The sequence below is a fragment of the Rathayibacter sp. VKM Ac-2754 genome (genome assembly GCF_009807095.1).
In the GTDB taxonomy this organism is placed as follows: Bacteria; Actinomycetota; Actinomycetes; order Actinomycetales; family Microbacteriaceae; genus Rathayibacter.
Genome location: NZ_WUCC01000003.1, coordinates 390,902 through 416,019, shown reverse-complemented (window position 1 = coordinate 416,019; position 25,118 = coordinate 390,902). Strand labels below are relative to the sequence as shown.

The window sequence follows — 25,118 nt, the reverse complement described above, 5'->3', positions numbered from 1 at the left end:
TCGCTGGCATGACGAGGACGCCCGGGATCCCGACCGCGACGATCGGGAGGCGGTGGGCGCGCCTGCGATCGGTGCTCGCGGCGGGTCTGCTGGCCGGGGCGCTGCTCGGTGCGGCGCTCGCGGCCGGGGCCGCGACTCCCGCAGCCGCCGTCGGCGCCCCGGCCTCTGCGGTCGCTGTCGGACTGCGCGCCGGCGTCGACGACTTCCGCTTCTCGGACTACTCGGCGGTGTTCCGCCTCGGCCGGGACGAGGCCGGGCGCTCCACACTGACGACCACCGAGACGTTCGTGGCCGAGTTCCCCGACGCGGACCAGAACCGCGGCATGCAGCGCGCGATCCCGCTCGAGTACGAGGGGCACCCGACCGACGTTCGGATGATCTCGGTCACCGACGGCGACGGCGCTCCGCGGCCGTTCGAGACCGAGAGCGACGACGGCATCCTCCTGGTCACGAGTGCGGAGGACGACTTCGTCCGCGGCAGCCGGACCTACGTCTTCACCTACACGCAGCGCGACGTCACGCTGCCCGCCTCCGGGACGGACAGCGGGCAGGACGAGTTCTACTGGGACACGAACGGGACGGCCTGGCGGCAGCCGTTCGACCGCTTCGACATCCGTGTCGAGCTCGACGAGGGTCTCGCGGACGCGGCGACGGGCACCGCGAGGTGCTACCGGGGTGTGGCGGGCTCGACCGACGGCTGCACGATCGACGGCGGCGACGGCGTGCTGACCGCCTCGGGGAGCGACCTGTCGCCGGGTGAGAACGTGACCGTGGCGCTCGGATTCGCTCCCGGCACCTTCACTCCGCGCGACGACTCCTACCTCGCCTCCGGGTGGGCCTGGCTGCAGCTGGCCGGTGTGCTGCTGTCTCTCGGGGCGCTCGTCCTCGCCGCCGTCCGGCGGGCGACGGTGCTGAAGGACGCGGCGGGGCGTCCGACGGTGATCGCCGAGTACGAGCCCCCGGCTGCGGGGATCTTCCTCTCGGCCGCCCTGCGCGGCAAGACGGCGAAGGCGCCGGCGGCCGCGTTCATCGATGCGGCGGTGCGCGGTCTGGTGCGGATCGAGGAGGCGGAGGGGTCCAAGCGCCGGCCTGCCTTCGTGTTGCGCGTCGAGGATCCGGCGACGATCCGTCCTCGCCGGCAGCCGGTCCCGGTCGCCGAGGACGACCAGCGCTTCCTCGACATCGCGTTCGGAGAGTCGCCGCGGCCGGGCGTGGTGCGCGACCTGTCCGAGAAGGACAAGGCCTTCGGCAAGGAGGTCTCGGCCTTTCTGACGACCGTGCCCGCTCGGGCGACGGAGGCGGGGCTGCGCCGGCCGCGCACGGTCGGCGGTTCGGTGCTCGTGATCCTCGCCGCGCTGTTCGGCTTCATGGCCGCGGTGGTCGGCGGGGCGATCCTGCTCGATGGGTCGTTCGGCGGGGCGCTCCCGCTGATCCTGCTGCTGCTGTCGCTGGTCGCGGGTGTCGTGTCGACCGTGCTCGTGTCGAAGGTGCCGCTGACGGCGGCCGGGGCGGAGCTGCGGGATCATCTCGCGGGCCTCGAGCTGTACATCCGGCTGGCGGAGCAGGACCGGCTGGCGATGCTGCAGTCGCCCACGGGTGCGGAGCGTCGCCAGGTGGGGACGATCGATGTCGTCGAGGTGACGGAGCGCCTCCTGCCGTGGGCCGTGCTGCTCGGGCTCGAGTCGCGGTGGGCGGAGGCCCTGGCCCTCGTGTACGAGCGGGCGGGCGCGGATCCGGTCTGGTACTCGGGGACGAGCGGGTTCCAGGCGGCGGCCTTCGCGGGCAGCGTCTCGTCGTTCTCGTCGTCGGCGTCGAGCTTCGTCGGGTCCTCCTCGAGCTCGTCGAGCGGCGGTGCCGGGGGCGGCGGCAGCTCGGGCGGCGGCGGTGGCGGAGGCGGCGGGGGCGGCGTCTAGACCGTCACCGATCGGGGTCAGCGGTCTGCGGCGGGCGGGCCGGGGCCGTCAGCCGCGCGCGCCGGCCGGGATCCGCTCGGGCACGGGCACGAGGGCGTGGGTGATCGCGCTCGACAGGGTGAACGCGCCCGAGTCGAGGTGCGAGGAGTGGCCGAGGCGGGTGGCCTCGTTCGCGCGCTGCTTGGCTCCGGAGGCGGGGCGGATGTCACCGGAGAGGCTGATCTCGCCGAAGGCGGCGATGCCGGGGCGCAGCGGGGTGTAGGCGTGCGCCGAGGCGATCGCGACGGCGATGGCGAGGTCGGCCGCCGGCTCCATCAGCTTCACGCCGCCGACGGTCGAGACGTAGACGTCGCAGCGGCGGAGGGGGATGCCGGCTTGGCGTTCGAGCACGGCGAGGATCATCGCGACCCGGGAGGCGTCGACACCGTTCGTCACCCGGCGGGGGTGGTCGCCGTCGTTGGCGATGACGAGCGCCTGGATCTCGACGGGCAGGGCGCGGCGGCCCTCCATCGCGACGGTCACGCAGATGCCCGGGGTGGGGAAGCGGGTGCGGCTGAGGAAGAGGCCGCTCGGGTCGGGGATCTCGGCGATGCCCTCGGCCGTCATCTCGAAGCAGCCGACCTCGTCGGTCGGGCCGAAGCGGTTCTTGAGCGAGCGGACGAAGCGGAGTGCCGTCTGGCGGTCGCCCTCGAAGTGGCAGACGACGTCGACCAGGTGCTCGAGGAGGCGGGGGCCGGCGATCGAGCCGTCCTTCGTGACGTGGCCGACGAGCACCAGGGGGAGGGCCCGCGCCTTGCAGACCCGGATGAGCGTGGCCGCGACCTCGCGGACCTGGCTGGGGCCACCGGGCAGCCCGTCGACGGTGTCGCTCGCGACGGTCTGCACCGAGTCGACGATCAGGAGGTCGGGCAGCACCTCGTCGATCTGGCCGAGGACGGTCGCGAGATCGGTCTCGGCGGCGAGGTAGAGGCTGTCGTGCATCGCCCCGGTGCGCTCGGCGCGCATCCGCACCTGCGCGGCCGACTCCTCCGCACTGACGTAGAGGACGCGCTGGCCCTCGGCGGCGGCGCGAGAGGCGACCTCGAGGAGGAGCGTGGACTTGCCGACCCCGGGCTCGCCGGAGAGCAGCACGACGGCACCGGCGACGATGCCGCCCCCGAGCACGCGGTCGAGCTCGCCGACCCCGGTGGGACGGTGGTGGGCGCCCGACGTGGTCGGGATCTGCGTGATCGGCCGCGCCGCTCGGGCGGCGGTCGGGGCGACGGCGGAGACGGCGCGGACGATCCCCGTGCGCTCGGTGCTCTCGACGACGGTGCCCCACTGCTGGCACTCGCCGCAGCGGCCCGCCCACTTCGCGGCGGTCCAACCGCACTCGGAGCAGCGGAAGGCGGCGGTGCGCGTCTTCGAGGAGGCCATGAGGTCCTTTCGGGAGCGGAGTGCGGGACGGAGTGCGGGGACGGCGAGCGCGGGGCGGGCCGATGGAGTGAGGCTAGGTGCCGCCTCCGACATCGGCCGCGATTCGAACGTGTCTTCGAGAGTACCGTCGACCGCCGACACTCGGATGCGCCGCGCCCGGTGCCGGGGAGAACGCCCCCGCGTCGTGGCCTGTGGAGTTCGAGCGCGCTCCGAGCGGCGATCCGGCAGTGTCGGCGGTCTGCGGAAGACTGACCCCATGGCGTCGACAGTGCATCTCCTCAAGTCCGGCCGCTCCCTCGGGGTCAGCTGGTCCGGCTCCGAGAGCGCCGAGCACGTGGTGGTGCTCGCCCACCCGGCGCCGGGCGCGGCCGACTTCGACCCCGACCCCGAGGCGACCGCGCGGCACGACGTGCGCCTGCTCTCCTTCGACCGGCCGGGCTACGGGGCCTCGTCGCTGCTCACCGATCTCGATCCCGCGGGCGCGGGGGTCGGCGCGAGCCCCGAGCAGGCCGCCGCCGACATCGCCGAGTACCTCGCGACCATCGGGGTCGCCTCCGTCGCTGCGGCGGGCTGGTCGGCGGGGGGTCGCGTCGCCCTCGCCCTCTCGGCCAACTACCCGGGCCTGGTCGAGCGGGTCGCCGTCATCGCGACTCCCGCTCCCGACGACGCGGTGCCGTGGGTCGGCGACGACAACCGCGCGATGCTCGAGGCGTGGCGCGACCTGCCGCTCGCCGAGGCCGTCCGCCGGCTCACCGCGACGCTCGACGGCGCGTTCGGCCACGCGCCCGACCCGGCGGCGATGCTCGGGATGCTCGGCGCCGGCGAGGCGGACGCGTTCGCCCTCGAGCTCCCCGGCGTCCGCGACCGGCTGCTGCGCATGCTCGAGCGCGCGGCCGCCCAGGGCAACCTCGGCTCGGCCGCCGACATCGTCGGCTACACGCTCCAGGAGTGGGGCTTCGCCGTCGAGGGTGTGCCCTCGCCCGCGCTCCTCCTCTACGGCGCCGAGGATGCGACCGTCGGCCGCGTGCACGGCGAGTGGTACGCCGCCCGCCTCCCCGATTCGCGCCTCGAGGTCGTCCCCGACCGCGGACACCTGCTCGCCGTCTCCGAATGGGGCCGCGTGCTCGACTTCCTGCTCCCCGGCGTGGCCTGACGCGCCGATTGGCGCGGCTCCCGGCCGTCGCGTACACTCTTCCCCGGTACCGTGTCCGAGCGGCCGAAGGAGCATGTCTCGAAAACATGTGTGGGCTTGCGTCCACCGTGGGTTCAAATCCCACCGGTACCGCCACGAGAAGGCCCCCGCACCTCAGTCAGCTGAGGCAGCGGGGGCCTTTCGCTTGCCTCCGGTGACGGAGCGCAGCCCCTGCTGAGGGAACCCCGGACCGTCGAGAGGACCCGCTGCTCGGGGCTCCCTCGACGGTCCGGGGTTCCCTCATTGTGAGGAGCGCCGGGAGGCGGCAGCGTGCGCGAGCAGGGTCGCGGCGACTCCGACGGCCACGCCGATCGCGGTCTCGAGGGCGCGGTCGCGCAGGAGGACGAGCTCATCGGTGCTGTGCGCCAGCTCGACCATGAGGATGGCGAGCGGGGTCACGAAGGCGAGGGTGAGGCCGTAGTTGCGGCCGACGACGAGCTCGGCGGTCATCTGGAGGAGCACCACCACGATGATCGTCGCAAGCGGGGAGAGGGGCAGGGCGAGGAGGGCGGCGGCGATCGCGACTCCGACGATCGTCCCCAGCATCCGGTGGCCGGCGCGGACGAGGCGGGCGGTCGCGTCGACTCCCGAGACCGCGGCGACGGCGGAGACCATGGCCCAGTAGGGGTGGCCGAGGCCCGTCGCCGTCGGGATCGCTCCGGCGACGAGCACGATCGCGCCGAAGCGGATCATCGCCGCGCGGGTCGACGGGCGCGCCGCGGCGGCGCGGAACGAGGTGCGCCACGGGGTCGGCGCCAGGCGGCGGGCGCCGGGCGACGCGATGCCGCTGACTCCGATGACGAGCGCGAACGCGGCCGACCCCGCGGCCAGGGCGAACGCCTCCGCGATCCGCGACGGGTCGACGGGGACCGACGCGCAGGCGGTCACGGCGAACACCGGGAAGAGCGGACCGGGCGGGTGCCAGTGCAGGGCGTCGCTGAGGTAGGCGGCGGCGGCCGCGACGACCGTGACCACGGGGATGATCAGCCACTCCCGCTGCGGGGAGAGGGCCACGGCCGTGCCGATCGTGACCACCGCCACGAGGTAGGCCGCCGCCGAGAGCTGCATCGCGAGCCGCGGGCGGTGGGTGTGCTGACGACCGTAGAGGGCGGTGAACGAGCCGAAGGTCGCGTAGAGCGCGAGGTCGGTGCGGCCGATCGCCCAGAGCGCGAGGAGCGGCACGGCGATCGAGACACCGGCGCGGATCGCGACGCGGTGGGCGCCGGCGTGCGGGCCGAAGGCGATCAGCTCGCGGGGGTGGGGCAGGGCGGTGGAGACGGGCATCAGGTCCTCGGGTGGCACGGGATCCGAGCGGCGGCGATCGGCGGGATGCTTCACGGGTGAAGCAGTTATACTTTACTCGTGAATGATCAGAAGCGCGACGCCGTCGACGAGATCCGGGCGGGGTGGGCGCTGCTGCGCCCCGAGCTCGACACGGAGGCGGTGGACGTGGTCGGGCGGCTGATCCGCGCGTCGGCGCTGATCGTGCGGGCGACCGAGGAGCGGCTGGCGGGCTTCGCGCTGACGCGCGGCGAGTTCGACGTGCTGACGACATTGCGGCGGGCGGGGGAGTCGCAGTCGCCGACGGTGCTGCGCACGATCGGGCTCGCCAGTGCCCCCGCGATCACCAAGCGGGTGCAGGCGCTCGAGAAGCGGGGGCTGGTGGCGAGGTCGGCGAACCCCGCCGACGGGCGCGGCGCCCTCATCGCGCTGACTCCGGACGGCGCCGCCCTGATCGATCTCGCGTTCCCCGAGGTGCTGGCGGTCGAGCGCGCCCTGCTCGCCGGAGTCGAGCCGGGCGCTCGGGAGGAGGCGGCGCGCTCCCTCCGCGCCGTGCTCGCGAGCGTGGAGACGGCCTCGACGCCGTGATCGCCGCGGCTACCGTGGACGCATGCGCCTGACCTCGAGCTTCACCGTGGCCACGCGCCCGCCGCTGCTGCAGCTGGTGAAGACGGCGGCGGCCACGGTCGTGACGTGGATCGTCGCGGGCTTGATCTTCCCCGACACGCTCCCCGTCTTCGGTGCGATCGCGGCCCTCCTCGTGGTCGCCCCGAGCGTGAACCAGTCGTTCTCGAAGGCCCTCGAGCGCAGCGTCGGCGTGATCGTGGGCGTCGTCGTCGGCTCGCTGATCGGCACGCTCTTCGGCGCGGACAGCACCATCGTGCTGCTGGCGATCGTGGCCGCGATCGCGGTCGGCTGGGCCATCCGGCTGACTCCCGCCTCGGCGGTGCAGATCCCGATCAGCGCGATGCTCGTGCTCTCGGTCGGCTCCGTGACGCCGAACTACGCGTTCGACCGCATCATCGAGACGCTGATCGGCGCGGTGATCGGAGTCGTCATCAACGGCGTGATCGTGCCGCCGGTCACCCTCGCGCCGGCCGAGCGGGCGGTCGGCGACCTGACGACCCAGCTCGCGGCCGCCCTCGACGACCTGGCCGACGCTCTCGAGCGGCCGGTCGCGCGAGCGCGCCTCGACGAGCTGCTGATCAACGCCCGGCTCCTGCAGACCATGCAGCGCAAGGCGGAGGAGGCGATCGCGACCGGCGAGGAGTCGCTCCGGTTGAACCCGCGCCGCTCGGCGCACCGCGACCGGCTCGTCGCGCTCGACTCGGTCACGCCGCGCCTCGCCCGCATCGTCACGCGGGTGCGCGGGATGACCCGGACGGTGCACGACCTCTACGACCCCGACCTGGTTCGCGAGGCGACCATCGCGGACATCGCGACGCAGCTGCACCGCGCGGCGCACGACCTGCGGCTGCTCGTGCAGTCGTCGGTGGCGGTGCCCGAGCCGGAGGCGATCACCGACGAGCTGCCGGCGCTGACGGCCCCGCTCGTCATCGCGACACCGCATCCGGAGCACTGGATCCTGATGGGGGCGCTCGCCGAGGACCTGCGGCGCATCCGAGAGGAGATCGTCGGCGAGGAGTCCTGAGGCTCAGTCGAACGCGGGGGTCGTCTCGGACGGGCCGGCGGACTCGCTCGACGGCCGAGCTGCGTCGTCGTCGTCGTCGCGGAGCGCCGCGGGGTCTGTCGCCTCGGCGTGCTGCGTCTTGCCCTCGGCAATGAGCGAGTCGTCGTCGAGGAGGATGCCGGCGAGCTCGGTCACCCGCCCGCGGACGGCTCCGAGCGGGTCGGGGACCGCGGCGTCCTCCTGGGAGCGGTCGACCTCGTCGTCGGGGAAGCGCCGGAGCTCGGTCTCGCCGCGATCGGGCTGCGGCGCGCGTGCGTGCTCGACGCAGAGCCGCGCCACCTCCTCGGCGTGGGCGTGCATCACCGAGTGGGAGGCGTCGGGGATCTCCCACGCGCGGGCGTGCGGGATCGACTGGGCGAGCTCCTCGACCCACTCGCGCGGCACCAGCCGATCGAACTCGCCGCGGATGAGGAGCGTCGACGCGCGGATCCGGGGCACCGTCTCCTCGATGGGGTAGTGCATCATCTCGGGCAGCACTCGCGAGAACCAGCGCGGGCCGCAGAGGAGGTAGGCGGCGGCGGCGAGGACCGCCACCTTCGGCGGCTCGCGGACGCTCGACTGGGCGAAGCGGAGCCCGGCGACCGGGACGCGCCGCTCGTGCCGGTTCATCACGGGGCCCAGCAGCACGATCGTCGTGAGCTCCGGGCGCCGTGCGGCGAGCTCGGCGACGACCTGGGTGCCCATCGAGTGCCCGAGGACGACCGGGTCGTCGAGCCCCAGCTCGTCGATGACGGCCCCCACGAGCTCGGCGTAGTCGCTGATGCCCATCCGCTCGGCGTGCGGCGGGTGCGGCACGCCGCCGAAGCCGGGCAGGTCGAGGGCGTGCACCGGGCCGAACTCGTTGAGCGCGGGGGCGAGCCGCTCGAAGTAGGTGGCGGCGACTCCGATGCCCGGCACGAGCACGAAGGTGCGCTCGCCGGAGCGGCCGACCGTGCTCACGCGCGCCCAGACGCGGCCGTGATGGACCCTCTGCACCGAGACGTCGGTGAGCCTGATGCGCCGCCGTGGATCGCGTCGCCGGGACCGGGTGGTCGCGAAGACGTCGCGGGCCCCGTTGCGCAGGCTCGCGGCGAGCGTGCGGAGGGGGCGGCCTGGTCGGGGCACGGGCGCCTCCTCGGGTCCGGGTGGGGTATCGGTCGGAGCGAGCCTAGGCGGTGGCCGGGCGGCTCAGATCAGCATCTCCTCGGATCTGTGGAGGACGAGCCGGGCCGGGCCGAGGTGGAGGACGCCGTTCGCGAGGGGCGAGCAGCGGACGCCGCCGCGCCTCCGCATCGCCCTGTGCGCCCCCGGCGCGAGCGACACGTTCATCCACGCGCAGGGGTTCGCCGGTCGACCGCCCTGGAACTCGATCCGCTCGCCGCCCTGCTCGAGCGCGAACGTGCGGCCCGCGAGCGCGTCGATGTCGGCGCCGCGGACGACGATGTTGCGGCGGACGTCGGCCGGATCGAAGGGGGCGGCGCCGAGCTCGGCGGCGACGTGCTCGAGCGACTCGATCGCGAAGAGGGTCACGGCGGCGGTCCGGTGCGCGCGCTGCGCGAAGTAGCGGTCGCCGACGATGCCGAGGCCGGCGCGGATCTCGATCCGGTCGGGCTGCTCGTTGCCCTCGGAGGGGATGGGGCCGTCGGCGGGGCGGCCCTCGAAGCGGTGCAGGGGCGAGACGACGAAGCGCACGAGCTCGATCGCGGCGGCCTCCATGTCTGCCACGCTACGACACAACGGGCCGGACCCGGCTCGAGTGGCGCTGGCTCCGCCGGGCGCCGGCCGAGCATGCCCTGGGAGTGGGGCGTGTCTGAGCAGGCCCTCAGATACCGTCAGGGGAGGTGGCCCCCGCCTCCTGTCGCTCCGTGCCCCGTCCCCTCGTCCCCCCGCGAGTCGCGACGACGGCCCGACCCTCTCCCGCCGCTCGGTCGCGCCTCCGCGACCGCCGCATCCGCCTCCCCGCACCACTCGCCTCCCGCCCCGAAGGACCCACCCCGATGAAGACCTCCCCGTGCGGACCACGTGCCGCCACGCGCGACGAGGTGCTCGTCGCGGTCGTCGACGCCTGCCTCCTCGGCGACGCCACCCTCCAGTCGCACATCGACGAGCTGTGGTCGGCGCTGCCCGACGCCGAGCGGATGCGGCAGCTGCAGGCGCGCCTGCGCACAGAGGTCGAGGCCGCGCGCAGCCTCCTCGAGGCCGCGGCGGCTCCGGAGTGGTGGCGCGACGCGAGTGCGGAGCGCGTCGCATCGGCGTGCGCGGCCGCCCGGATCTGGAGCGAGGGCGACCCGGTCTGCGCCGATCTCGAGCGCCGGGTCTCCTCGCACCTCCGACGCGTCTGGGGCATCGACCTCGCGTCCGTCGGATGACGCTCCACCGTCGCTGCGGGGTGCCCCGGCGAGACAGGTTCTGACAGAACCCTTCACGGACCTGTCGGCGGCTCCTACGGTTCGAGGTATGGACCATCGAGCAGAGGCACGCGAGTTCCTGGCGTCGCGCCGCGGGCGACTCACGCCGGAGCAGGCCGGCATCGAGCCGAGCGGCGGCCGCCGCCGGGTCGCCGGGCTCCGCCGCGACGAGGTGGCCCGGCTGGCCGGCGTGAGCGTCGACTACTACACCCGCCTGGAGCGCGGGAACCTCTCGGGTGTGTCCGACTCGGTGCTCGACGCGATCGCCCGGGCCCTGCACCTGGATCGCGCCGAGCACGATCACCTCTGCGATCTCGCGCGGACGGCGAACGAGGCGGGCGTCCGCTCCCGGTCGCGGACCCCCGTCGTGGCGACGGTCAGGCCCGAGGTGCAGTACCTGCTCGAGGCGATCACGGGCGCCCCGGCGTTCGTCTCGAACACGCGGATGGACCTGGTCGCCGCGAACGCGCTCGGCTTCGCGCTCTATTCCGAGATGTACCGGAGCACCGCGCGGCCCGCGAACCACTCCCGCTTCATCTTCTTCGACCCGCGCGCGCACGCCTTCTACCCCGACTGGGAGCGGGCGGCCGACGTGAACGTCGCGATCCTGCGCCGCGACGCGGGCCGGAACCCGCACGACGCGCAGCTCGCCGCCCTCATCGGCGAGCTGTCGATGCGCAGCGACGACTTCCGGACCCGGTGGGCCGAGCACAACGTCCGCCGCCACTACACCGGCCTCAAGCAGTTCCAGCACCCGGTGGTCGGCCTGCTCGAGCTGACCTTCCAGGTGAGCGAGCTGCAGGACGACCCCGGCCACTCGATGACCGTGTACCCGGCGGTCCCCGGCAGCGCCTCCGACGACAAGCTCCGGCTCCTCGCCACGTGGGCCGCCACCGAGGACGTCGCGCGCCTCACCGCCGGCTCCGCGAGCTGACCCGTCCTCACTTCTCCCCACCGCCGATGACGGCACGGCGCCTCGATCGCGGGGTGCCGCCCCGAGCCCTCGAAGGACCCCATGACCTCCACTGCGCCCGTGATCCTCCCCGACGCCGACGAGCGAGCAGATCCCCGGACCATGCCCTGGCTCGCGCTCGCCCTCCTCGCCACGATGGGGTTCCTCCTCGTCGCCGCCGAGACGATGCCCGCGGGGCTGCTCCCGGTGATCGCCGAGGGGATGGGGACCAGCGAGGGGACCGTCGGTCAGTTCATCAGCGTCTGGGCGCTCGGCACGGTGATCGTCACGATCCCGGCGATCAGCCTCACGCGCGGGTTCCGCCGGAAGCCGCTGATCCTGGTGGTCATCGCCTGCCTGATCGTCGCCAACACCGTCACCGCGCTGTCGAGCGACGTCGTGGTGTCGCTCGTGTCGCGCTTCTTCGCCGGAGCCTTCACCGGGATCATCTGGGGGATGCTCGCCGCGTACGGGCGGCGGATCAGTCCGCCCCGGCGAGCGGGCCTCGCGCTGTCGATCGTCTCGGTCGGCGCTCCCGTCGGCTTCGCGCTCGGCACGCCGCTGGGCGCCTGGCTCGGGACGACGTTCGACTGGCGCTGGTCGTTCGGCGGGCTGAGCCTGATCGCGCTGGTGACGTTCGCGCTGATCGCACTCTTCGTCCCGGACGCGCCCGGCCAGCCGAGGACCGCCGCGGGGAGCCTGCCGCTGGCCCGCGTCTTCGCGATGCCCGGCGTGGCGATCGTGTGCCTGACGATCTTCGTCTGGATGCTCGCGCACAACACCATCTACACCTACATCGCGCCGTTCCTCCGCGAGGGCGGCTCGGGCCTCGGCCCCGATCTCGTGCTCCTCGTCTACGGCGTCTCCTCCATCGTCGGAGTCGCGATCACCGCGGCCGTCATCGACCGCTTCCCCCGGGCGCTGCTGCACCTGAGCGTCGCGGTGTTCGTCCTCGCGGGGCTGATCCTGCTCGTGGGGCGCGGTGCTCCGGCCGTCGTGCTGGTGGCGAGCGTGCTCTGGGGCGTCTCGTTCGGCGGCGCCTCCGCGCAGCTGCAGTCGGCACTCAGCCGCTCGGGCCGCGAGAACTCCGACGTCGCGAACTCGTTCCTCCCGGTGGCGTTCAACCTCGCGATCTTCGGCGCGGGGGTGCTCGGGGCGGTCCTGCTCGAGGGCTTCGACGCGCTGGTCCTCGCGGTGCTGATGGCGGGGCTCGGCGTGATCGCGCTCCTGATCACGCTCTACGGGCGCCGCTCGGCCTTCACGGTGGATCACCTCGATGCGCGCTGACGCGGTGCTCGTCCGCGGCGCGCGCCTGCTCCTCGCGCCCCTCGGCGTCCTCGTGCTGACGGTGTCGGGATGCAGCGCGCCGGGCGACGGTGCTGCCGAGCCCGTGACCAGCGCCTCCACAGCTCTGGCCGCACCGGAACCGTCCGACTCGGCGCCGACCGCCGCCGCTCCCTCCGCCGGCCCGACCGCGCTCATCCTCCGGTTCGGTGACCTCGAGATCGAGGCGACGCTCGACGACTCCGTCGCCGCCCGGTCGCTGCTCGCGCAGCTGCCGGTCACCCTCGACTTCCGCGACTACGGCGGGCAGGAGAAGATCGCGACGCTCCCCGCGCCGCTCGATCTCGGCACTGCGCCCGATCGAGCCGCCGCCCCCGCCGGCACTCTCGGCTACTACGCCCCCGACCAGGGGCTCGTCCTCTACTACGACAGCGTCGGCGCCTACCCCGGCATCGTCCCCCTCGGTTCGTTCGACGCGGTCGAGGCCCTGCAGGACGCGAGCGACGGACCCGTGGAAGTCCGGGTCCGCGACTGACCGCCGCGCCGAACCCTCGGAGGACATCGCCGATGAACGACTTCCCGGACAGCCGTCCGCAGAACGCCGCTACGACCGCCCTCGTCTCGCGAGACGTGGCGCGCACGGCGATCGCCGAGGCCTGCCGAAGCGGTGACGCGACCCTGCGCGCCCACATCGACGAGCTCCGGTCGGTCGTGTCCGATCCGGAGGCGATGCGCAGCGTGCTCGCCCGCTACCGCGGCGAGGTCGAGGCCGCCCGCGCCCTCCTCGAGAGGGCGGTCGAGCCCGGGTGGTGGACCGCGGTGACGGTGGAGGAGCTCAGCGCGGCCTGCACGGCAGCGCGGATCTGGAGCACCGGAGACCCGGTCTGCACGGACCTCGAGCGCCACCTCCACTCCCACCTCCTGCGGGTGTTCGGAGTCGACGTGGCCTCTCTCGTGCGCGGCTGAGCGGCATTCAGCAGCTGCACGCCTCTCGCCGTGCGGGCGCACCTCAGTGCGCGAGCGCGCCCCTGCGGGTGATCGTCCAGACGAGCAGGGCGAGGGCGATCACGGCCAGGGCGGCGAGCATCACCGCGACCCAGCCGCCCAGCTGCCAGAACGCCCCGGCGAGCGCGGACCCGACGGCGCCGCCGACGAAGTTGCCCCCGATGAAGGCGGTGTTGAGGCGGCTGCGGGCGGAGGGGTCGATCGACACCATCCGGGTCTGGGCGAGGATCTGGACGGACTGGAGGCCGAGTCCGAAGACGATCGCTCCGATGATCAGGACGACGATCGACGTCGACCCGAGGGCCGAGACGGCGAGACCGGCGAAGGTGATGGCGAGCCCGATGCCCAGCGCGGGGACGAAGAGCCCGCGGTCGAAGAGCCTGCCGACGCGCTGCGCGGCGAGGGCGCCCACGACTCCCACCAGGCTGACCGCGCCGATCAGCGACACGGAGTAGCCGAAGGCGGGAGACGACAGCAGGAACGTCATGCCCGTCCAGAACATCGTGAACACGCACATCGCCGAGGCGCCGATGAGCATCGTCACCTGCACGGCCCGGGTCCCGGTGATCGTGCGGAGGACCGAGAGCAGCAGGCGGCCGTACGGGACGCTCGGTCGCGCCTCGAGACGGGGGAGGCGGGGCGCGAGGACGGCCGCCACGACGAGCATGATGACGGCGGCCATGACGAACACCGCGCGCCAGCCGAAGTGCTCGGCGACGACACCGCTGAGTGCTCGGGCGACGAGCAGGCCGATCATGATTCCGGCGGCGACGGTGCCGAGCACGCGGCCGCGCTCGTCGTCGCGGGCGAGGTCACCGGCGAGCGGGATGAGGACCTGCCCGGCGACCGCGCTGAATCCGATCAGGCCGAGGGATCCGAGGAGCACCGGATAGGTGGGGGCGGCCGCGGTGGCGAGCAGGAGCGCGGCGGTGAGGACCATCAGGCCGGGGATGAACCGCCTGCGGTTCACGGTGTCGCCGAGGGGCAGCAGGAGGAACACGCCGAGGGCGTAGCCGACCTGGGTGACCGTGACGATCAGACCCGTGGAGGCGGTGGAGACGGAGAAGTCCTCGCCGAGGATGCCCAGCAGGGGCTGCGCCCAGTAGAGGTTGCCGACGGCGGCGCTGGCGGCGACGGCGAACAGCAGGGTGAGCCCGCGGCTCATCCCCGGCGCTGCGGTATCGCGGGGGGAGGTGCTCATGGACTTCGTTCCTCTCGTCCGGGGGTCTGCGTCATGTCGAGCCGAGGCCGCCGCCGAAATCCAACGCTGACGTTGGTCTTCAAGCTAGTACTGTGGGAGGCAAAATACAACGCCAACGTTGGAGAATGAGAGCGGGACTCGGATGGCATGGGACGTCGAGGGCACCAAGCGCAGGATCCTGGCGGCGGCGGCGCGGGAGTTCACAGAACGGGGACCCGACGCGACGACGATGGAGCGGATCGCCAGGATCGCCGGCGTCAACAAGGAGCGGGTCTACAACTACTTCGGCAGCAAGCCGGAGCTGTTCGCGGCCGTGCTCCGCGAGAAGCTCGCCGTCGTCGCGGAGACCATCCCGATCGAGTCGTCCACTCCCGAGGGGATCGGCGAGTACGCCGGCCGCCTCTTCGACTACAACCGCGCGCACCCCGAGCTCGTCCGCCTGGTGCTGTGGGAGGCGCTGTCCTTCCCCTCCGAGGTGCCGGAGGAGCAGCAGCGCCGCTCCTACTACGCGCAGAAGACCGCCGCGCTGGCCGAGGCGCAGAGCGCGGGATCCCTCACCCCGGGGCTCCCGCCGGAGCATCTGAACTTCCTGCTCCTCGCTCTGGCCGGCTACTGGTACGCGGTGCCGCAGGTCGCGCGCATGATGACCGAGTCGGGCGGCGGGGCCGAGATCGATCGACGGCGGGCAGGAGTCGTCGAGGCCGCCCGGCGTCTCGTGACGCCGGAGGGAGCCGCTCCGCCCCGATCGCCCGAGGCGCCCTGATCAGCGGTCGAGGAACGCGAGGTGCTGCGGGGAGTAGCGCTCGCCGCTGACGCCCACCCGGCGGGCGAGGCCGTCGAGGTCGGAGAGCTCGTCGGGCGAGAGGGTCACACCGGTCGATCCGGCGTTCTCCTCGATGCGCGAGGTGCGGCGGGTCCCCGGGATCGGCACGATCCAGGGGTGCTGCAGGAGGAGCCACGCGAGGGCGATCTGGCCGGGCGACACGTCCTTCGCGCTCGCGAGCCGGCTGACGTGGTCGACGAGCGCCTGGTTCGCGGCGAGGTTCTCGGCCTCGAACCGCGGCACCCGCCTCCGGATGTCGTCCTGGGAGAAGGACGTCGCCGTCGTGACGCCGCCGGTGAGGAAGCCCTTGCCGAGCGGGCTGAAGGGCACGAAGCCGATGCCGAGCTCGCCGAGCACGGGCAGCACCTCGGCCTCGGGGTCGCGGGTCCACAGCGAGTACTCGCTCTGCACCGCGGTGACCGGGTGCACGGCGTGCGCGCGGCGGATCGTCGCGGCCGACGCCTCCGACAGCCCGAAATGGCGGACCTTGCCCTCGGCGACGAGCTCGCCGACGGTGCCCGCGACGTCCTCGATCGGCACGGCGGGATCGACCCGGTGCTGGTAGAAGAGATCGAGCACGTCGGTGCGCAGCCGGCGGAGCGACGCCTCGGCGACCCGGCGGATCTGCTCGGGCCGGCTGTCGAGCCCGACGCTCGCGCCGTCGACGATGTCCCAGCCGAACTTCGTCGCGATCACGACCTCGTCGCGGACCGGCTCGAGGGCCTCGCCGACGAGCTCCTCGTTGGAGTACGGGCCGTAGACCTCGGCGGTGTCGAAGAAGGTGACGCCGAGATCCACGGCCGAGCGGAGGACGCCGATCATGTCGTCGCGGCTGCCGGGGTTGGGTCCGTAGCTCTGCGACATCCCCATCGCGCCGAGTCCGACGGCCGAGACGGTCAGGCCCTGTCCGAGTACGCGGTCGTGCATGGTGGTCTCCTTCGTCGATCCGATCGGTTCAGGGCCGACCCTACGGAGGTCTCCCGTCCTCGGGGATGCCCTGCTGGAACACCCTTCGACAGAGGCTCCCTCGGCGCGGCGGCCGGGTCTTCGATGGGAGGAGCACACGAGCGAGAGGAGTCCTCGGATGACCGACGAGAAGCACAGCGGATGGACCGGCGGGCAGAAGTCCGTCGGGGACATCGCGCCGACCTTGGCCCGCTACACCGACGAGCTCCTGTTCGACGAGGTGTGGGAGCGCCCGGAGCTGTCGAAGCGCGACCGGAGCCTGGCCACGGTCTCGGCCCTGGTGGCGCTCGGAGCGACCGAGCAGCTGAGCTTCCACCTCGCCTTCGCGCGCGACAACGGCGTGACGGAGGAGGAGCTCGTCGAGGCGATCACCCATCTCGCGTTCTACACGGGCTGGCCGCGCGCGATGGCGGCCACCGCCGTCGCCAAGACGGTCTTCGCCGAGAAGGCCTGACCCCTGCCCACCGATCAGCGGGAGACTCCCGCGACGACACGAAGGAGAGCAACCGATGAGGATCGAGCCCAAGCCCGACACCGTCAAGAACCCCGCGGCGCAGTTCACGGGCGACGTCTACCTCGACATGATCGCGACGCCGCAGTCCGACGCGCAGCAGGCCGTCATCGCGAAGGTGCGCTTCCTGCCCGGCGCTCGCACCGCGTGGCACTCGCACGCGAACGGCCAGGCGCTGCACGTGACCGAGGGCGTCGCCTGGATGGGCACGCGTGAGGGCACCGTGGAGGAGGTCCTCCCCGGCCGGACCGTCTACATCCCGGCGGGCGAGGAGCACTGGCACGGCGCGACGCCGTCCTCGTACATGGAGCACCTCGCCATCACCGAGCACGCGGACGACCCGGCCACGACGACGACGTGGCTCGAGCACGTCGCCGACGCCGACTACCGCCGGCCGTGAGCGCCCGCGGCCCCGGAACCTCACGGCTCCGGGGCCGTTCCCGCTACGGCGTGAGCATCACCTTGAGCGCCTCGCGAGCATCCATCGCGGCGTAGCCGGCGGGCGCCTCGTCGATGCCGACGGTGCGGTCGAACACCCGGCCCGGGTCGATCGTGCCGTCGAGCACGAGCGGGATGCTCTGCTCGAGGTAGGCGCGGACGGGCGCGGGGCCTCCGGTGAGCGTGATGTTCCTGCCGAAGAGCGAGCCGAAGCCGACGGGTGCGTCCTCGTACTGGGGGACGCCCACGCGCGAGATGACGCCGCCCGGGCGGACGACTCCGTACGACTGCTCGTAGGCGGGCATGTGGCCCACGGCCTCGAGGACGACGTGGCTGCCCTCGCCGCCGGTCAGGTCGAGGACCTTCTGGACGCCCTCGTCGCCGCGCTCCGCGACGACGTCCGTCGCGCCGAACTCGATGCCGAGGTCGGTGCGGGAGGCGTGACGGCCCATCAGGATGATGCGCTCGGCGCCCAGCTGCTTCGCGGCGAGCACGGCCGAGAGCCCGACCGCGCCGTCGCCGATCACGGTGACCGTCTTGCCGGCCTCGACGCGTCCCAGGTGCGCGGCGTGGAACCCGGTGAGGTACACGTCCGAGAGGGTGAGCAGCGAGGCGAAGAGCTCGGTGTCGTTCTCGGTCACGCCGGGGACGACGACGAGGCTGCCGTCGGCCAGCGGGATGCGGGCGAGCTGCGCCTGGAGGCCGCCGGTCTCGACGGAGCCGTAGAAGCCGCCGTGCTTGCAGGCTGTCTGGAAGCCGTCGCGGCAGAACGAGCAGGTGTTGTCGCTGAACGAGAACGGGGCGATGACGAAGTCGCCCTTCTTCAGTGTGGTGACGGCCGAGCCGGCCTCCTCGACGACGCCGATGAGCTCGTGGCCCATCGGGGTGCCCCGGTCGGAGGCGGGCAGGGAGTGGTAGGGGTGCAGGTCGGACCCGCAGATGCAGGCGCGGGTGACGCGCACGATCGCGTCCGTCGGCTGCTGGATGATCGGGTCGGGCACGGTCTCGACGCGGACGTCGCCCGCACCGTACAGGAATACGGCCTTCATGGTGGAGCCTCTCTCTCGGTGGGCGTGAACCACTTCACCGAGTCCCGCGCGCGCGGGACTCGGTGAGCGGATCCCACTCCACCGTGTCCCGCGTGCGCGCGGGAGTCCCTGCCGGAACCTGTACTGCCAGGACACCCCTCGGGCGGCGGATGCGTCGTAGCGTGGCGAGCATGGTCAACTCCGAAGAGGTCAAGGACTTCCTGACGTCGCGCCGCGCGCGGATCACTCCCGAGATCGCCGGCCTGTCGGGCGGGTCGAACCGGCGCGTCAGCGGTCTGCGCCGGGTCGAGGTGGCGATGCTCGCCGGGGTGAGCGTCGAGTACTACTCCAAGCTCGAGCGCGGCAACCTGACCGGCGCCTCCGACACCGTCCTGGCGGCGATCGCCGACGCCCTGCGCCTGGACGACGCCGAGCGGTCGCACCTGTTCGACCTCGCGGCGACGGCGAACGCCTCGCCGGTGCGGGCGAAGCGCCGCAGCTCGCCGCAGACCCTGCGCCCGAGCCTGCGCTGGGTGCTCGACGCGGTCACCGGAGGGCCGGCCTTCGTGCGCAACGGGCGTCTCGACGTCCTCGCCGAGAACGCCCTCTTCCGCGGGCTCTACTGGGACGCGTACCAGCTCGACGAGCGGCCGGTGAATCTCGCCCGGCTGACGTTCCTGCACCGCGACCTCGCCGAGCAGTACTACCCGAGCTGGGAGACGTCCGCCGACATCAACGTGGCCATCCTCCGCACGGAGGCGGGGCGGAACCCGCACGACCGCGACCTGCAGGACCTGGTCGGCGAGCTGTCGACGCGGAGCACCGAGTTCCGGACCCGCTGGGGCGCGCACAACGTGCGCAACCACGTCCAGGGCCGCAAGCACTTCCGGCACCCGGTCGTCGGCGACCTCGACATGGCCTACGAGGCGATGGAGCCCCTCGGCGAGGGACTCAACCTGCTCATCTATGCGGCCGAGCCGGGGTCGCCGACGGAGGAGTCGCTGCGGCTGCTCGCGAGCTGGGTCGCCACCCAGGAGCAGGGCGGGCAGCGGGTGGCCCTCGACGCGCAGGGGAGCAGGGCGGAGGAGCGCTGAGGCGCGAGCGGTCGTGGGTGAACGAGGAACGGCCCGCCGAAGCGGGCCGTTCAGCACTCTCGCGAGTGGCACTGTCTCAACCAGTACTCGGTGGCTCCGAGGCCGGTGAGGGCCTGGATTCCGAGTGCGCCCGGAGGGATTCGAACCCCCAACCTTCTGATCCGTAGTCAGATGCTCTATCCGTTGAGCTACGGGCGCAGTCCATCGCGCGGCCCCGAGGGGCGCACGCAACGAGGTACGACTATACATGTCGTGCGGCCCCTCCGCCAATCAGCGGGCGGCTCCCCGTGCCCGATCAGCGCAGCGCCAGCCGCGTCTGCGTGTGCGTCGCCCCGCCCTCGTTCTTGAGCCGGCGCAGCAGACGGTCGAGAGCGGCGGTGTCGCGCACGCGGATGTGCAGGAGGTAGTCGTACGCGCCGGTCACGTGCACGGCGTCCCGCGTCTCGGGGAGGCGGCTCGCCCACTCGAGGAACTCCTCCGAGGAGCGCGCGGGATCCAGGCGCACGTCGACGAACGCCTCCAGACCACTCGCGGGCTCGGCGACCTCGGTGTCGAGGACGACCCGGTAGCCGAGGATCACGCCCGCGGCCTCGAGTCTCCGCACGCGCGCTGCCGTCGCGTTCGTGCTCAGCCCGACCCGGCGGCCGATCTCGCTGAACGAGGCCCGCGCGTTCTCGCGGAGCGCGCCGATGATCTCGTCGTCTCTGGTATCCATGCGACGAATCGTCCCAGCCGGCGGTGCGATCGTGCAGTCCGGCGCGCGTCCGTCCGTCAGCGTTCCCTCATGGACCTCTCCTCCGCTCTCCTCGCCGGCGCGCTCGCCGGCCTCGCGCTCGCCGCCCCTCTCGGCGCGATCGGTGTCCTCCTCGTGCAGGAGGGGGCGACGCGGGGGCTTCGCCGAGGCTTCGCTGCCGCCGCCGCCGTCGCCTCGGTCGACGTCGCGTACTGCTCGGTCGCGGTGGTCGCGGGGTCGGTGGCCGGCCCGCTCGTCGCCTCCTGGGCGCCGTGGCCGCAGCTCGTGGGCGGAGTGACACTCCTCGCGCTCGGCGTGCGCGGCGTCCTCGCGGGTCGCCGGCCGGCGAGCGGAGCGCGGGTCGACGCCTCGCCGCGTCGGTTCGCCCTCTTCGCGGCGCTGACCGCGATCAACCCCGCGACGCTGGTCTACTTCGCCGCACTGCTCCCCGGTCTCGAGCAGATCGCCCCGACGGCCGGGGCGAGGGTCGCCTTCGTCGCGGGGGTCGGAGCCGCGTCGCTCGGCTGGCAGGCGCTGCTGGTCGCACTCGGCGCCGGCGTCGGGCGGGCGGCGCCCGCGTTCCGGAGGTGGTCGACGGTGATCGGGGGTGGCCTGGTCGCGGTTCTCGGTGCCGTGCTGATGATCCGCGCCCTCTGAGGGCGGAGCCTCGTCAGACGCGGTCGTGGAGCGTCACGTGGTACCCGTCGGGGTCGGCGAAGGTGAACGTCCGGCCGAACGGGCCGTCGATCGGGGACGCGACGATCGGGTGGCCGTCGGCGACGAGTGCGTCGTGGATGCTCTGCACGTCGGTCGCGTGCAGCCAGATCGCGGCCCCGATGCCGGGCTGGACGACTCCGCTGAGATCGGTGCCCGGCGCGATGTCGCGCAGTGCGAAGGCGATCGGCGTCGTCTCGAAGACGACGGCGTGCGGCGGGCCGGCGGGCGAGCGGACGAGGCCGAGGTACTGCTCGTAGAACGCCTGCGACGCGGCGAGGTCGCGGGTCTGGAGGGAGAGGAAGTCGGGTCCGGTGACGGGCATGGGGTGCTCCTTCGGTTGATGTCAGTTGACTGACATGGCTCACGCTATGTCAGACTTCTGACATGAGTCAAGACGGGATCGACCTCACGACCTCCCTCGGCTACCTGCTCAAGGAGGCGTCGAGCGCCCTCCGCGCGGCGATGGAGGGGGTGCTGCGCCCGCTCGGGATGACGGTGACGCACTACTCCTGCCTCGAGCTGCTGGCCCAGCGCCCCGGGCTCTCGAACTCCGAGCTCGCGCGCGGAGCGTTCGTGACGCGGCAGTCCATGAACGTCCTGCTGCAGACCCTGGAGCGGGAGGGGGACGTGGTCCGCCCCGTCGAGGCGCGCGTGGGCAAGGCGCTCCCGACGCAGCTGACCCCGCAGGGGCGGCGGCGGCTCGTGGCGGCGACCGTCGCGGTCCGCGGTGTCGAGGTGCGGATGCTCGCCGGCATGACCGTGGAGGAGCAGGCCGGCGCAGCCCGGCTGCTCCGCGGCATGATCCACTCGCTCCGCGCCGCTGACGAGCGCTGAGCATCGCCCGAAGGCGCTCGCGGCGATCGATACGCTGGACGGCGGAGCCGCCGTGGTCGCGGCGCTCCGTCCGACCCGGAGGAGTCCGCTGAATGGCCCAGCGCACGAGCTTGATCGACGACCTGACCGGCGCGCCCATCGTCGACGGTCGCGGCGGCACCGTCAGCTTCTCGATCGACGACGACGCCTACGAGATCGACCTGACGGCCGCGAACATCGGCCGGCTGCACCTCGCGCTCGCCCGCTACGTCGACTCCGCCCGCCTGCTCTCGCCCGGGGGCGCGGCGCCGCGGATCACGACGGTCGCCGCGAGCGCCGGCCGCAAGAGCCCCGAGATGCGCGCCGCGATCCGGCACTGGGCGAAGCGCCACGGCTACGACGTCCCGCCCTCGGGCCGCATCCCGGCCGAGGTCGAGAGCGCGTACGACGCCGCGCACTGACGCGGGAACTCGGGTCTCAGAGGCGCGCGAGCTTCGTTCGCGCCATCAGGAACACGCCGTAGAGGATGACTCCGAGCCCGACGACGACCAGGGCGGCGGTCCCGTACGGCGGGACCGCGAGGAATCGCAGCGCACCGTCGAGCCCTGTCGCCCGGTCGGCGTCGCCGGTCGCCGCCGCCACGAGGAAGATGCCCCCGGCGAGACCGACGGCGATGCCCTTCGCGACGTAGCCGGTGGCGCCGAGCGCCGAGACGAGGCGGCCGGGTCGCCCTGCCGGCAGCCGGATCAGCTTGCGGAACCCGCGGCGGATGCCGATCGCGATGAAGCCGATGCCGCTGCCGAGCACGATCGCCCCGGTCAGTGCCAGGATCACGAGCCCGGTCGTGGTCGCGACCAGTTGCTGGTTGATCGTCCGGATCGTCGCCGAGGAGCTCGTCGATCCGCCGAGCGCGAAGATCAGCACGGTCCCGGCGAGCGCGAGCGAGGCGAGTCCCTTGCCCGCCTCGACCACCCGGCGACCCCAGCGCGCCGCGCGTCTCGGACTGTCGGATGCGCCGCCGAGGGTCAGCTGCCAGAGTCCGAGGGCCAGCACGGCGCTGAACGCGGCCCAGACGGCGACCCTGCCGAGCGGCGCGCTCGTGAGGCGTGCGATCGCTCCGGATGGATCCGCCTCGAGGGGCGACGTGTCGCCGAACGCCAGACGGATCGCGATCACGCCGATAGAGAGGTGCAGCAGTCCGTTCACCGCGAAGCCGAGCCTCGCGAGCCGTCGGAACCGGCGGACGGGGGCTGCCGGGAGCCGGCGCGGCGTACGGTCCGTCAGCACGCTCCACTGTCTCACGGGGCGGCGGGACCGAACCTCAGCCCCGCCGCCCCGAGAACAGGGCGTGCAGCAGCGGCAGCACCGACGCGACCAGCAGCACCGTTCCGAAGGCCGTGTCGTCGGGTCGCGTGATCGCTCCGGCGATCAGCAGGCCCGCGAACAGCACTGCCGAGACGACGCGGCGCACCGTTCCCTCGAGTCGGACGAGCCGCCGCTCGACGGTCGGGACGGTCACGGCGAGCGTGCCGTCCTCGAGCGTGGTGGCCAGCTCGTCGAGACGCCGGGGCAGACGCCAGACGAGACCGAGGGTGTCGAGCGCCTGCCGGCCGACGTCCTGCGCGACGTTGCCGCGCTCCTCGCGGATGAGCTGCTGCGCGTAGGGCTCGACCGAGTCCCACAGGTTGAACGCCGGATCGAGCGCGCTGGCGACTCCGGAGGTGAGCGACATCGCCCGGACGATGAGCAGGAAGTTCTCGGGCAGCTGGAACGGCAGCGAGCGCACCACGTCGCCGAACTGCACCGCGAAGTCGCGGAACTCGCGCGGGTCGACCTCGCGCAGCTCCGCGAACCCCATGCCGCCGAAGCGCGCGAACAGCGTGGTCATCGCCCGCTCGAGCTCGCGCGAGTCGGCGGAGGGGAGCAGCACGCCGACCTTGCGGGCCGCGTCGACGAGGCCCTTGCCGTCGCGCGACGCGGCGGCGATCAGCATCGCCCGCAGGCCCGCGCGGGTCGTCGGCGGCACCTCGCCCATCATCCCGAAGTCGATGAAGGTCAGGCGCCACGGCAGCTCGGCGCCCGGGGTCGGCGTGACGAAGACGTTGCCGGGGTGCGGGTCGGCGTGGAAGTAGCCGTTCGTGAACAGCTGGTCGAACATGACCGCCGCGAAGACCGGAGCGACCTCGGCCGGGTCGATGCCGGCGGCGCGGAGGGCGTCGGCATCCGTGATCTTGATGGCCGTGACGTCCTGGAGGGTCAGCACCTTGCGGGTCGAGCGCTCCCAGACGACGTCGGGGACGCCCACCCGGGCGTCGCCCGCGAAGTCCGCGGCGAAGCGGACCGAGTTGGCGGCCTCCTGCAGGTAGTCGATCTCCTCGAGGCTGGTGACCGCGAACTCCTCGACGAGTGCGGGCGCGTCGACGCGATCCGAGACGAGGCGCACGTGCGTGAGCCAGCCGCCGACGCGGCGCAGTGCCGCGAGGTCGACGTCGACGATCTCGTCGATCCCGGGCCGCTGCACCTTGACGATCGCGGAGGCGAAGCCGGTGTCGGCCGCATCGATCGGAGTGAGTCGGGCGCGGTGGGCCTGACCGAGCGAGGCGGCGGCGACCGGGGTCTCGTCGACACCCGCATAGGCGCGCTCGAGCGGCAGCCCCAGCTGCGCCTCGGCGAGCGCGCGGATCCCGGAGAAGGGGACGGGCGGCACCTCGTCCTGCAGACCCTCCAGCTCGCGGGTGATCTCGGGCGGCAGGACGTCGAGGCGCGACGACATGAACTGGCCCACCTTGATCATCAGTCCGCCGAGCTCGACCGCGAGCACGTGGAAGCTGCGCGCGAAGCGGCGCATGCGCGCGGGGCGCGTGCGCAGAGCGATCGACGACAGCCCGACGCGGGGAAGCAGCAGATCGAAGAACCAGGTCACCGCGAGGTGCCAGGAGGCGAAGCGCAGGATGCGGCGGTAGCGCCGCTGATCGCTGCGCGCGCGGCGGCGGCCCGGGCCCTCAGGGCCCGGGCGTACCGGCGCCACCCGGGTCAGTCCTGCGCGAGGATCGCGTACAGCCTGCGGCGCGAGTCCTCGAGTTCCGTGATGGCCTTCCGGATCTGATCCGGGGTGCCCGATCGGCCGACCTGCGCGGCGGCCTGCGCGAGCTCGACGCCGGCCTTCGGCAGGGCGCCGAAGTCGACGGGCTCGGGCTCACCCGCGAAGGGAGCGGAGGTGCCGGAGGCGGCGACCTGGGCGCGACCCGCCTCGGTGAGCGAGTAGGTCTTGCGGCCGTTCGACTCGTCCGCCGAGATGAGTCCCTCGTCGGCGAGCAGCTGCAGGGTGGGGTAGACGGAGCCGGGGCTCGGCTTCCAGCTGCCCGAGCTGCGCTCCTCGATCTCGTGGATGATCTGGTAGCCGTGCATGGGCTGCTCGGCGAGGAGGGCGAGCACCGCCGCGCGGACGTCGCCGCGGCCGACGCGAGTGCCGCTGCGCTTCTCGAAGCTGGAGCGCACCTGCTCCATGGCCTGCCAGATGCCCTCGATGGGGTTGCCGGAGCCGAAAGCACCGGTCGATGACGAGCTGTTCATGATGACCTCCTGTTTCTGCGAACGATACTCAGCGATATGTGCGGCGACTGTGAACGACTGCCCCGTCTTCCTGGGAAGTCAATGCCCCGAGCCCATATCCG

The 25,118-nt window shown here is 72.9% G+C and carries 28 protein-coding genes and 2 tRNA genes; 17 read left to right on the top strand and 13 right to left on the bottom strand.

Annotation, left to right across the window (positions count from 1 at the left end; genetic code table 11):
* Window positions 1-8 precede the first annotated feature (8 nt).
* Complete coding sequence (locus GRS92_RS07470; protein WP_159854748.1) at window positions 9-1,913, top strand: DUF2207 family protein; 1,905 nt, start codon at window positions 9-11, stop codon at window positions 1,911-1,913.
* A gap of 48 nt (window positions 1,914-1,961) precedes the next feature.
* Here the strand turns inward: GRS92_RS07470 and radA are convergent, their stop codons facing one another.
* Window positions 1,962-3,329: a DNA repair protein RadA gene (radA, locus tag GRS92_RS07465; protein ID WP_159854746.1), complete on the bottom strand. Its 1,368-nt coding sequence runs from the start codon at window positions 3,327-3,329 to the stop codon at window positions 1,962-1,964.
* Window positions 3,330-3,585: 256 nt separating this feature from the next.
* On the opposite strand from radA, the gene GRS92_RS07460 reads away from it, so the two are divergent.
* Window positions 3,586-4,482: an alpha/beta fold hydrolase gene (locus GRS92_RS07460; protein ID WP_159854744.1), complete on the top strand. Its 897-nt coding sequence runs from the start codon at window positions 3,586-3,588 to the stop codon at window positions 4,480-4,482.
* Window positions 4,483-4,527: 45 nt separating this feature from the next.
* A tRNA-Ser gene (locus GRS92_RS07455) sits at window positions 4,528-4,617 on the top strand.
* Between the two features lie 144 nt (window positions 4,618-4,761).
* Here the strand turns inward: GRS92_RS07455 and GRS92_RS07450 are convergent.
* Complete coding sequence (locus tag GRS92_RS07450) at window positions 4,762-5,805, bottom strand: FUSC family protein (protein ID WP_159854742.1); 1,044 nt, start codon at window positions 5,803-5,805, stop codon at window positions 4,762-4,764.
* 78 nt (window positions 5,806-5,883) lie between these two features.
* Here GRS92_RS07450 and GRS92_RS07445 point away from each other — a divergent pair, with 78 nt between their 5' ends.
* Window positions 5,884-6,390, top strand: a complete 507-nt coding sequence (locus tag GRS92_RS07445; RefSeq protein WP_159854741.1) for a MarR family winged helix-turn-helix transcriptional regulator — start codon at window positions 5,884-5,886, stop codon at window positions 6,388-6,390.
* Window positions 6,391-6,412: 22 nt separating this feature from the next.
* Entirely contained in the window at window positions 6,413-7,453 is a 1,041-nt protein-coding gene (locus GRS92_RS07440; RefSeq protein WP_159854739.1) for an FUSC family protein, read from the top strand.
* A 3-nt stretch (window positions 7,454-7,456) separates the two neighbouring features.
* On the opposite strand, the gene GRS92_RS07435 is transcribed toward GRS92_RS07440, so the two are convergent.
* Window positions 7,457-8,596, bottom strand: a complete 1,140-nt coding sequence (locus tag GRS92_RS07435; protein ID WP_235021863.1) for an alpha/beta fold hydrolase — start codon at window positions 8,594-8,596, stop codon at window positions 7,457-7,459.
* 63 nt (window positions 8,597-8,659) lie between these two features.
* Window positions 8,660-9,187: an MOSC domain-containing protein gene (locus tag GRS92_RS07430; RefSeq protein WP_159854888.1), complete on the bottom strand. Its 528-nt coding sequence runs from the start codon at window positions 9,185-9,187 to the stop codon at window positions 8,660-8,662.
* Window positions 9,188-9,468: 281 nt separating this feature from the next.
* Between GRS92_RS07430 and GRS92_RS07425 the strand changes: the two genes are divergently transcribed.
* The 5 genes from GRS92_RS07425 to GRS92_RS07405 all read left to right on the top strand — a co-directional run bounded on the left by GRS92_RS07425 (window position 9,469) and on the right by GRS92_RS07405 (window position 13,081).
* Window positions 9,469-9,840, top strand: coding sequence for a hypothetical protein (locus tag GRS92_RS07425; RefSeq protein WP_159854737.1), 372 nt, complete (start codon window positions 9,469-9,471; stop codon window positions 9,838-9,840).
* A gap of 88 nt (window positions 9,841-9,928) precedes the next feature.
* Entirely contained in the window at window positions 9,929-10,813 is an 885-nt protein-coding gene (locus GRS92_RS07420; protein WP_159854735.1) for a helix-turn-helix transcriptional regulator, read from the top strand.
* An 81-nt stretch (window positions 10,814-10,894) separates the two neighbouring features.
* On the top strand, window positions 10,895-12,118 hold the full coding sequence (locus GRS92_RS07415; protein ID WP_159854733.1) for an MFS transporter: 1,224 nt from the start codon (window positions 10,895-10,897) through the stop codon (window positions 12,116-12,118).
* Window positions 12,108-12,650, top strand: a complete 543-nt coding sequence (locus GRS92_RS07410; protein WP_159854731.1) for a cyclophilin-like fold protein — start codon at window positions 12,108-12,110, stop codon at window positions 12,648-12,650. The genes GRS92_RS07415 and GRS92_RS07410 overlap by 11 nt, the downstream gene beginning before the upstream one ends.
* Before the next feature lie 32 nt (window positions 12,651-12,682).
* A complete protein-coding gene (locus GRS92_RS07405; RefSeq protein ID WP_159854729.1) occupies window positions 12,683-13,081 on the top strand; it encodes a hypothetical protein in 399 nt (132 codons plus the stop codon).
* Window positions 13,082-13,124: 43 nt separating this feature from the next.
* Here GRS92_RS07405 and GRS92_RS07400 read toward each other — a convergent pair whose 3' ends face one another.
* Entirely contained in the window at window positions 13,125-14,321 is a 1,197-nt protein-coding gene (locus GRS92_RS07400; RefSeq protein WP_204162041.1) for an MFS transporter, read from the bottom strand.
* A gap of 142 nt (window positions 14,322-14,463) precedes the next feature.
* Here GRS92_RS07400 and GRS92_RS07395 point away from each other — a divergent pair, with 142 nt between their 5' ends.
* Entirely contained in the window at window positions 14,464-15,084 is a 621-nt protein-coding gene (locus GRS92_RS07395; protein ID WP_159854727.1) for a TetR/AcrR family transcriptional regulator, read from the top strand.
* Here the strand turns inward: GRS92_RS07395 and GRS92_RS07390 are convergent, their stop codons facing one another.
* Window positions 15,085-16,071, bottom strand: coding sequence for an aldo/keto reductase (locus GRS92_RS07390; protein ID WP_159854725.1), 987 nt, complete (start codon window positions 16,069-16,071; stop codon window positions 15,085-15,087).
* A gap of 157 nt (window positions 16,072-16,228) precedes the next feature.
* Here GRS92_RS07390 and GRS92_RS07385 point away from each other — a divergent pair, with 157 nt between their 5' ends.
* The gene (locus GRS92_RS07385) at window positions 16,229-16,564 is read left to right on the top strand and encodes a carboxymuconolactone decarboxylase family protein (RefSeq protein ID WP_159854723.1); all 336 of its coding nucleotides are present in this window, start codon (window positions 16,229-16,231) and stop codon (window positions 16,562-16,564) included.
* Between the two features lie 55 nt (window positions 16,565-16,619).
* On the top strand, window positions 16,620-17,021 hold the full coding sequence (locus GRS92_RS07380; RefSeq protein WP_159854721.1) for a (R)-mandelonitrile lyase: 402 nt from the start codon (window positions 16,620-16,622) through the stop codon (window positions 17,019-17,021).
* A gap of 43 nt (window positions 17,022-17,064) precedes the next feature.
* Here the strand turns inward: GRS92_RS07380 and GRS92_RS07375 are convergent, their stop codons facing one another.
* Window positions 17,065-18,108 (bottom strand): zinc-binding dehydrogenase, encoded by a 1,044-nt coding sequence (locus GRS92_RS07375; protein WP_204162363.1) that lies wholly within the window; start codon window positions 18,106-18,108, stop codon window positions 17,065-17,067.
* 170 nt (window positions 18,109-18,278) lie between these two features.
* Here GRS92_RS07375 and GRS92_RS07370 point away from each other — a divergent pair, with 170 nt between their 5' ends.
* On the top strand, window positions 18,279-19,181 hold the full coding sequence (locus GRS92_RS07370; RefSeq protein WP_159854719.1) for a helix-turn-helix domain-containing protein: 903 nt from the start codon (window positions 18,279-18,281) through the stop codon (window positions 19,179-19,181).
* 125 nt (window positions 19,182-19,306) lie between these two features.
* On the opposite strand, the gene GRS92_RS07365 is transcribed toward GRS92_RS07370, so the two are convergent.
* Both GRS92_RS07365 and GRS92_RS07360 read right to left on the bottom strand, forming a co-directional pair.
* Window positions 19,307-19,379, bottom strand: a tRNA-Arg gene (locus GRS92_RS07365).
* Between the two features lie 97 nt (window positions 19,380-19,476).
* Entirely contained in the window at window positions 19,477-19,896 is a 420-nt protein-coding gene (locus tag GRS92_RS07360) for an Lrp/AsnC family transcriptional regulator (RefSeq protein WP_159854717.1), read from the bottom strand.
* Window positions 19,897-19,965: 69 nt separating this feature from the next.
* Here GRS92_RS07360 and GRS92_RS07355 point away from each other — a divergent pair, with 69 nt between their 5' ends.
* Window positions 19,966-20,571: a LysE family transporter gene (locus tag GRS92_RS07355; RefSeq protein WP_159854715.1), complete on the top strand. Its 606-nt coding sequence runs from the start codon at window positions 19,966-19,968 to the stop codon at window positions 20,569-20,571.
* Window positions 20,572-20,584: 13 nt separating this feature from the next.
* Here GRS92_RS07355 and GRS92_RS07350 read toward each other — a convergent pair whose 3' ends face one another.
* A complete protein-coding gene (locus GRS92_RS07350) occupies window positions 20,585-20,953 on the bottom strand; it encodes a VOC family protein (protein ID WP_159854713.1) in 369 nt (122 codons plus the stop codon).
* A gap of 62 nt (window positions 20,954-21,015) precedes the next feature.
* On the opposite strand from GRS92_RS07350, the gene GRS92_RS07345 reads away from it, so the two are divergent.
* Complete coding sequence (locus tag GRS92_RS07345; protein WP_159854711.1) at window positions 21,016-21,465, top strand: MarR family winged helix-turn-helix transcriptional regulator; 450 nt, start codon at window positions 21,016-21,018, stop codon at window positions 21,463-21,465.
* Window positions 21,466-21,557: 92 nt separating this feature from the next.
* Window positions 21,558-21,905 (top strand): histone-like nucleoid-structuring protein Lsr2, encoded by a 348-nt coding sequence (locus tag GRS92_RS07340; RefSeq protein WP_159854709.1) that lies wholly within the window; start codon window positions 21,558-21,560, stop codon window positions 21,903-21,905.
* A 16-nt stretch (window positions 21,906-21,921) separates the two neighbouring features.
* Here the strand turns inward: GRS92_RS07340 and GRS92_RS07335 are convergent, their stop codons facing one another.
* From GRS92_RS07335 to GRS92_RS07325, 3 genes are read right to left on the bottom strand one after another with little or no spacing between them, the layout of a single operon-like run.
* Window positions 21,922-22,731, bottom strand: a complete 810-nt coding sequence (locus GRS92_RS07335; protein WP_159854707.1) for a DUF1206 domain-containing protein — start codon at window positions 22,729-22,731, stop codon at window positions 21,922-21,924.
* A 34-nt stretch (window positions 22,732-22,765) separates the two neighbouring features.
* Complete coding sequence (locus GRS92_RS07330) at window positions 22,766-24,472, bottom strand: ABC1 kinase family protein (protein WP_159854705.1); 1,707 nt, start codon at window positions 24,470-24,472, stop codon at window positions 22,766-22,768.
* A 5-nt stretch (window positions 24,473-24,477) separates the two neighbouring features.
* Window positions 24,478-25,017, bottom strand: a complete 540-nt coding sequence (locus GRS92_RS07325) for a PadR family transcriptional regulator (protein WP_159854703.1) — start codon at window positions 25,015-25,017, stop codon at window positions 24,478-24,480.
* Window positions 25,018-25,118 lie beyond the last annotated feature (101 nt).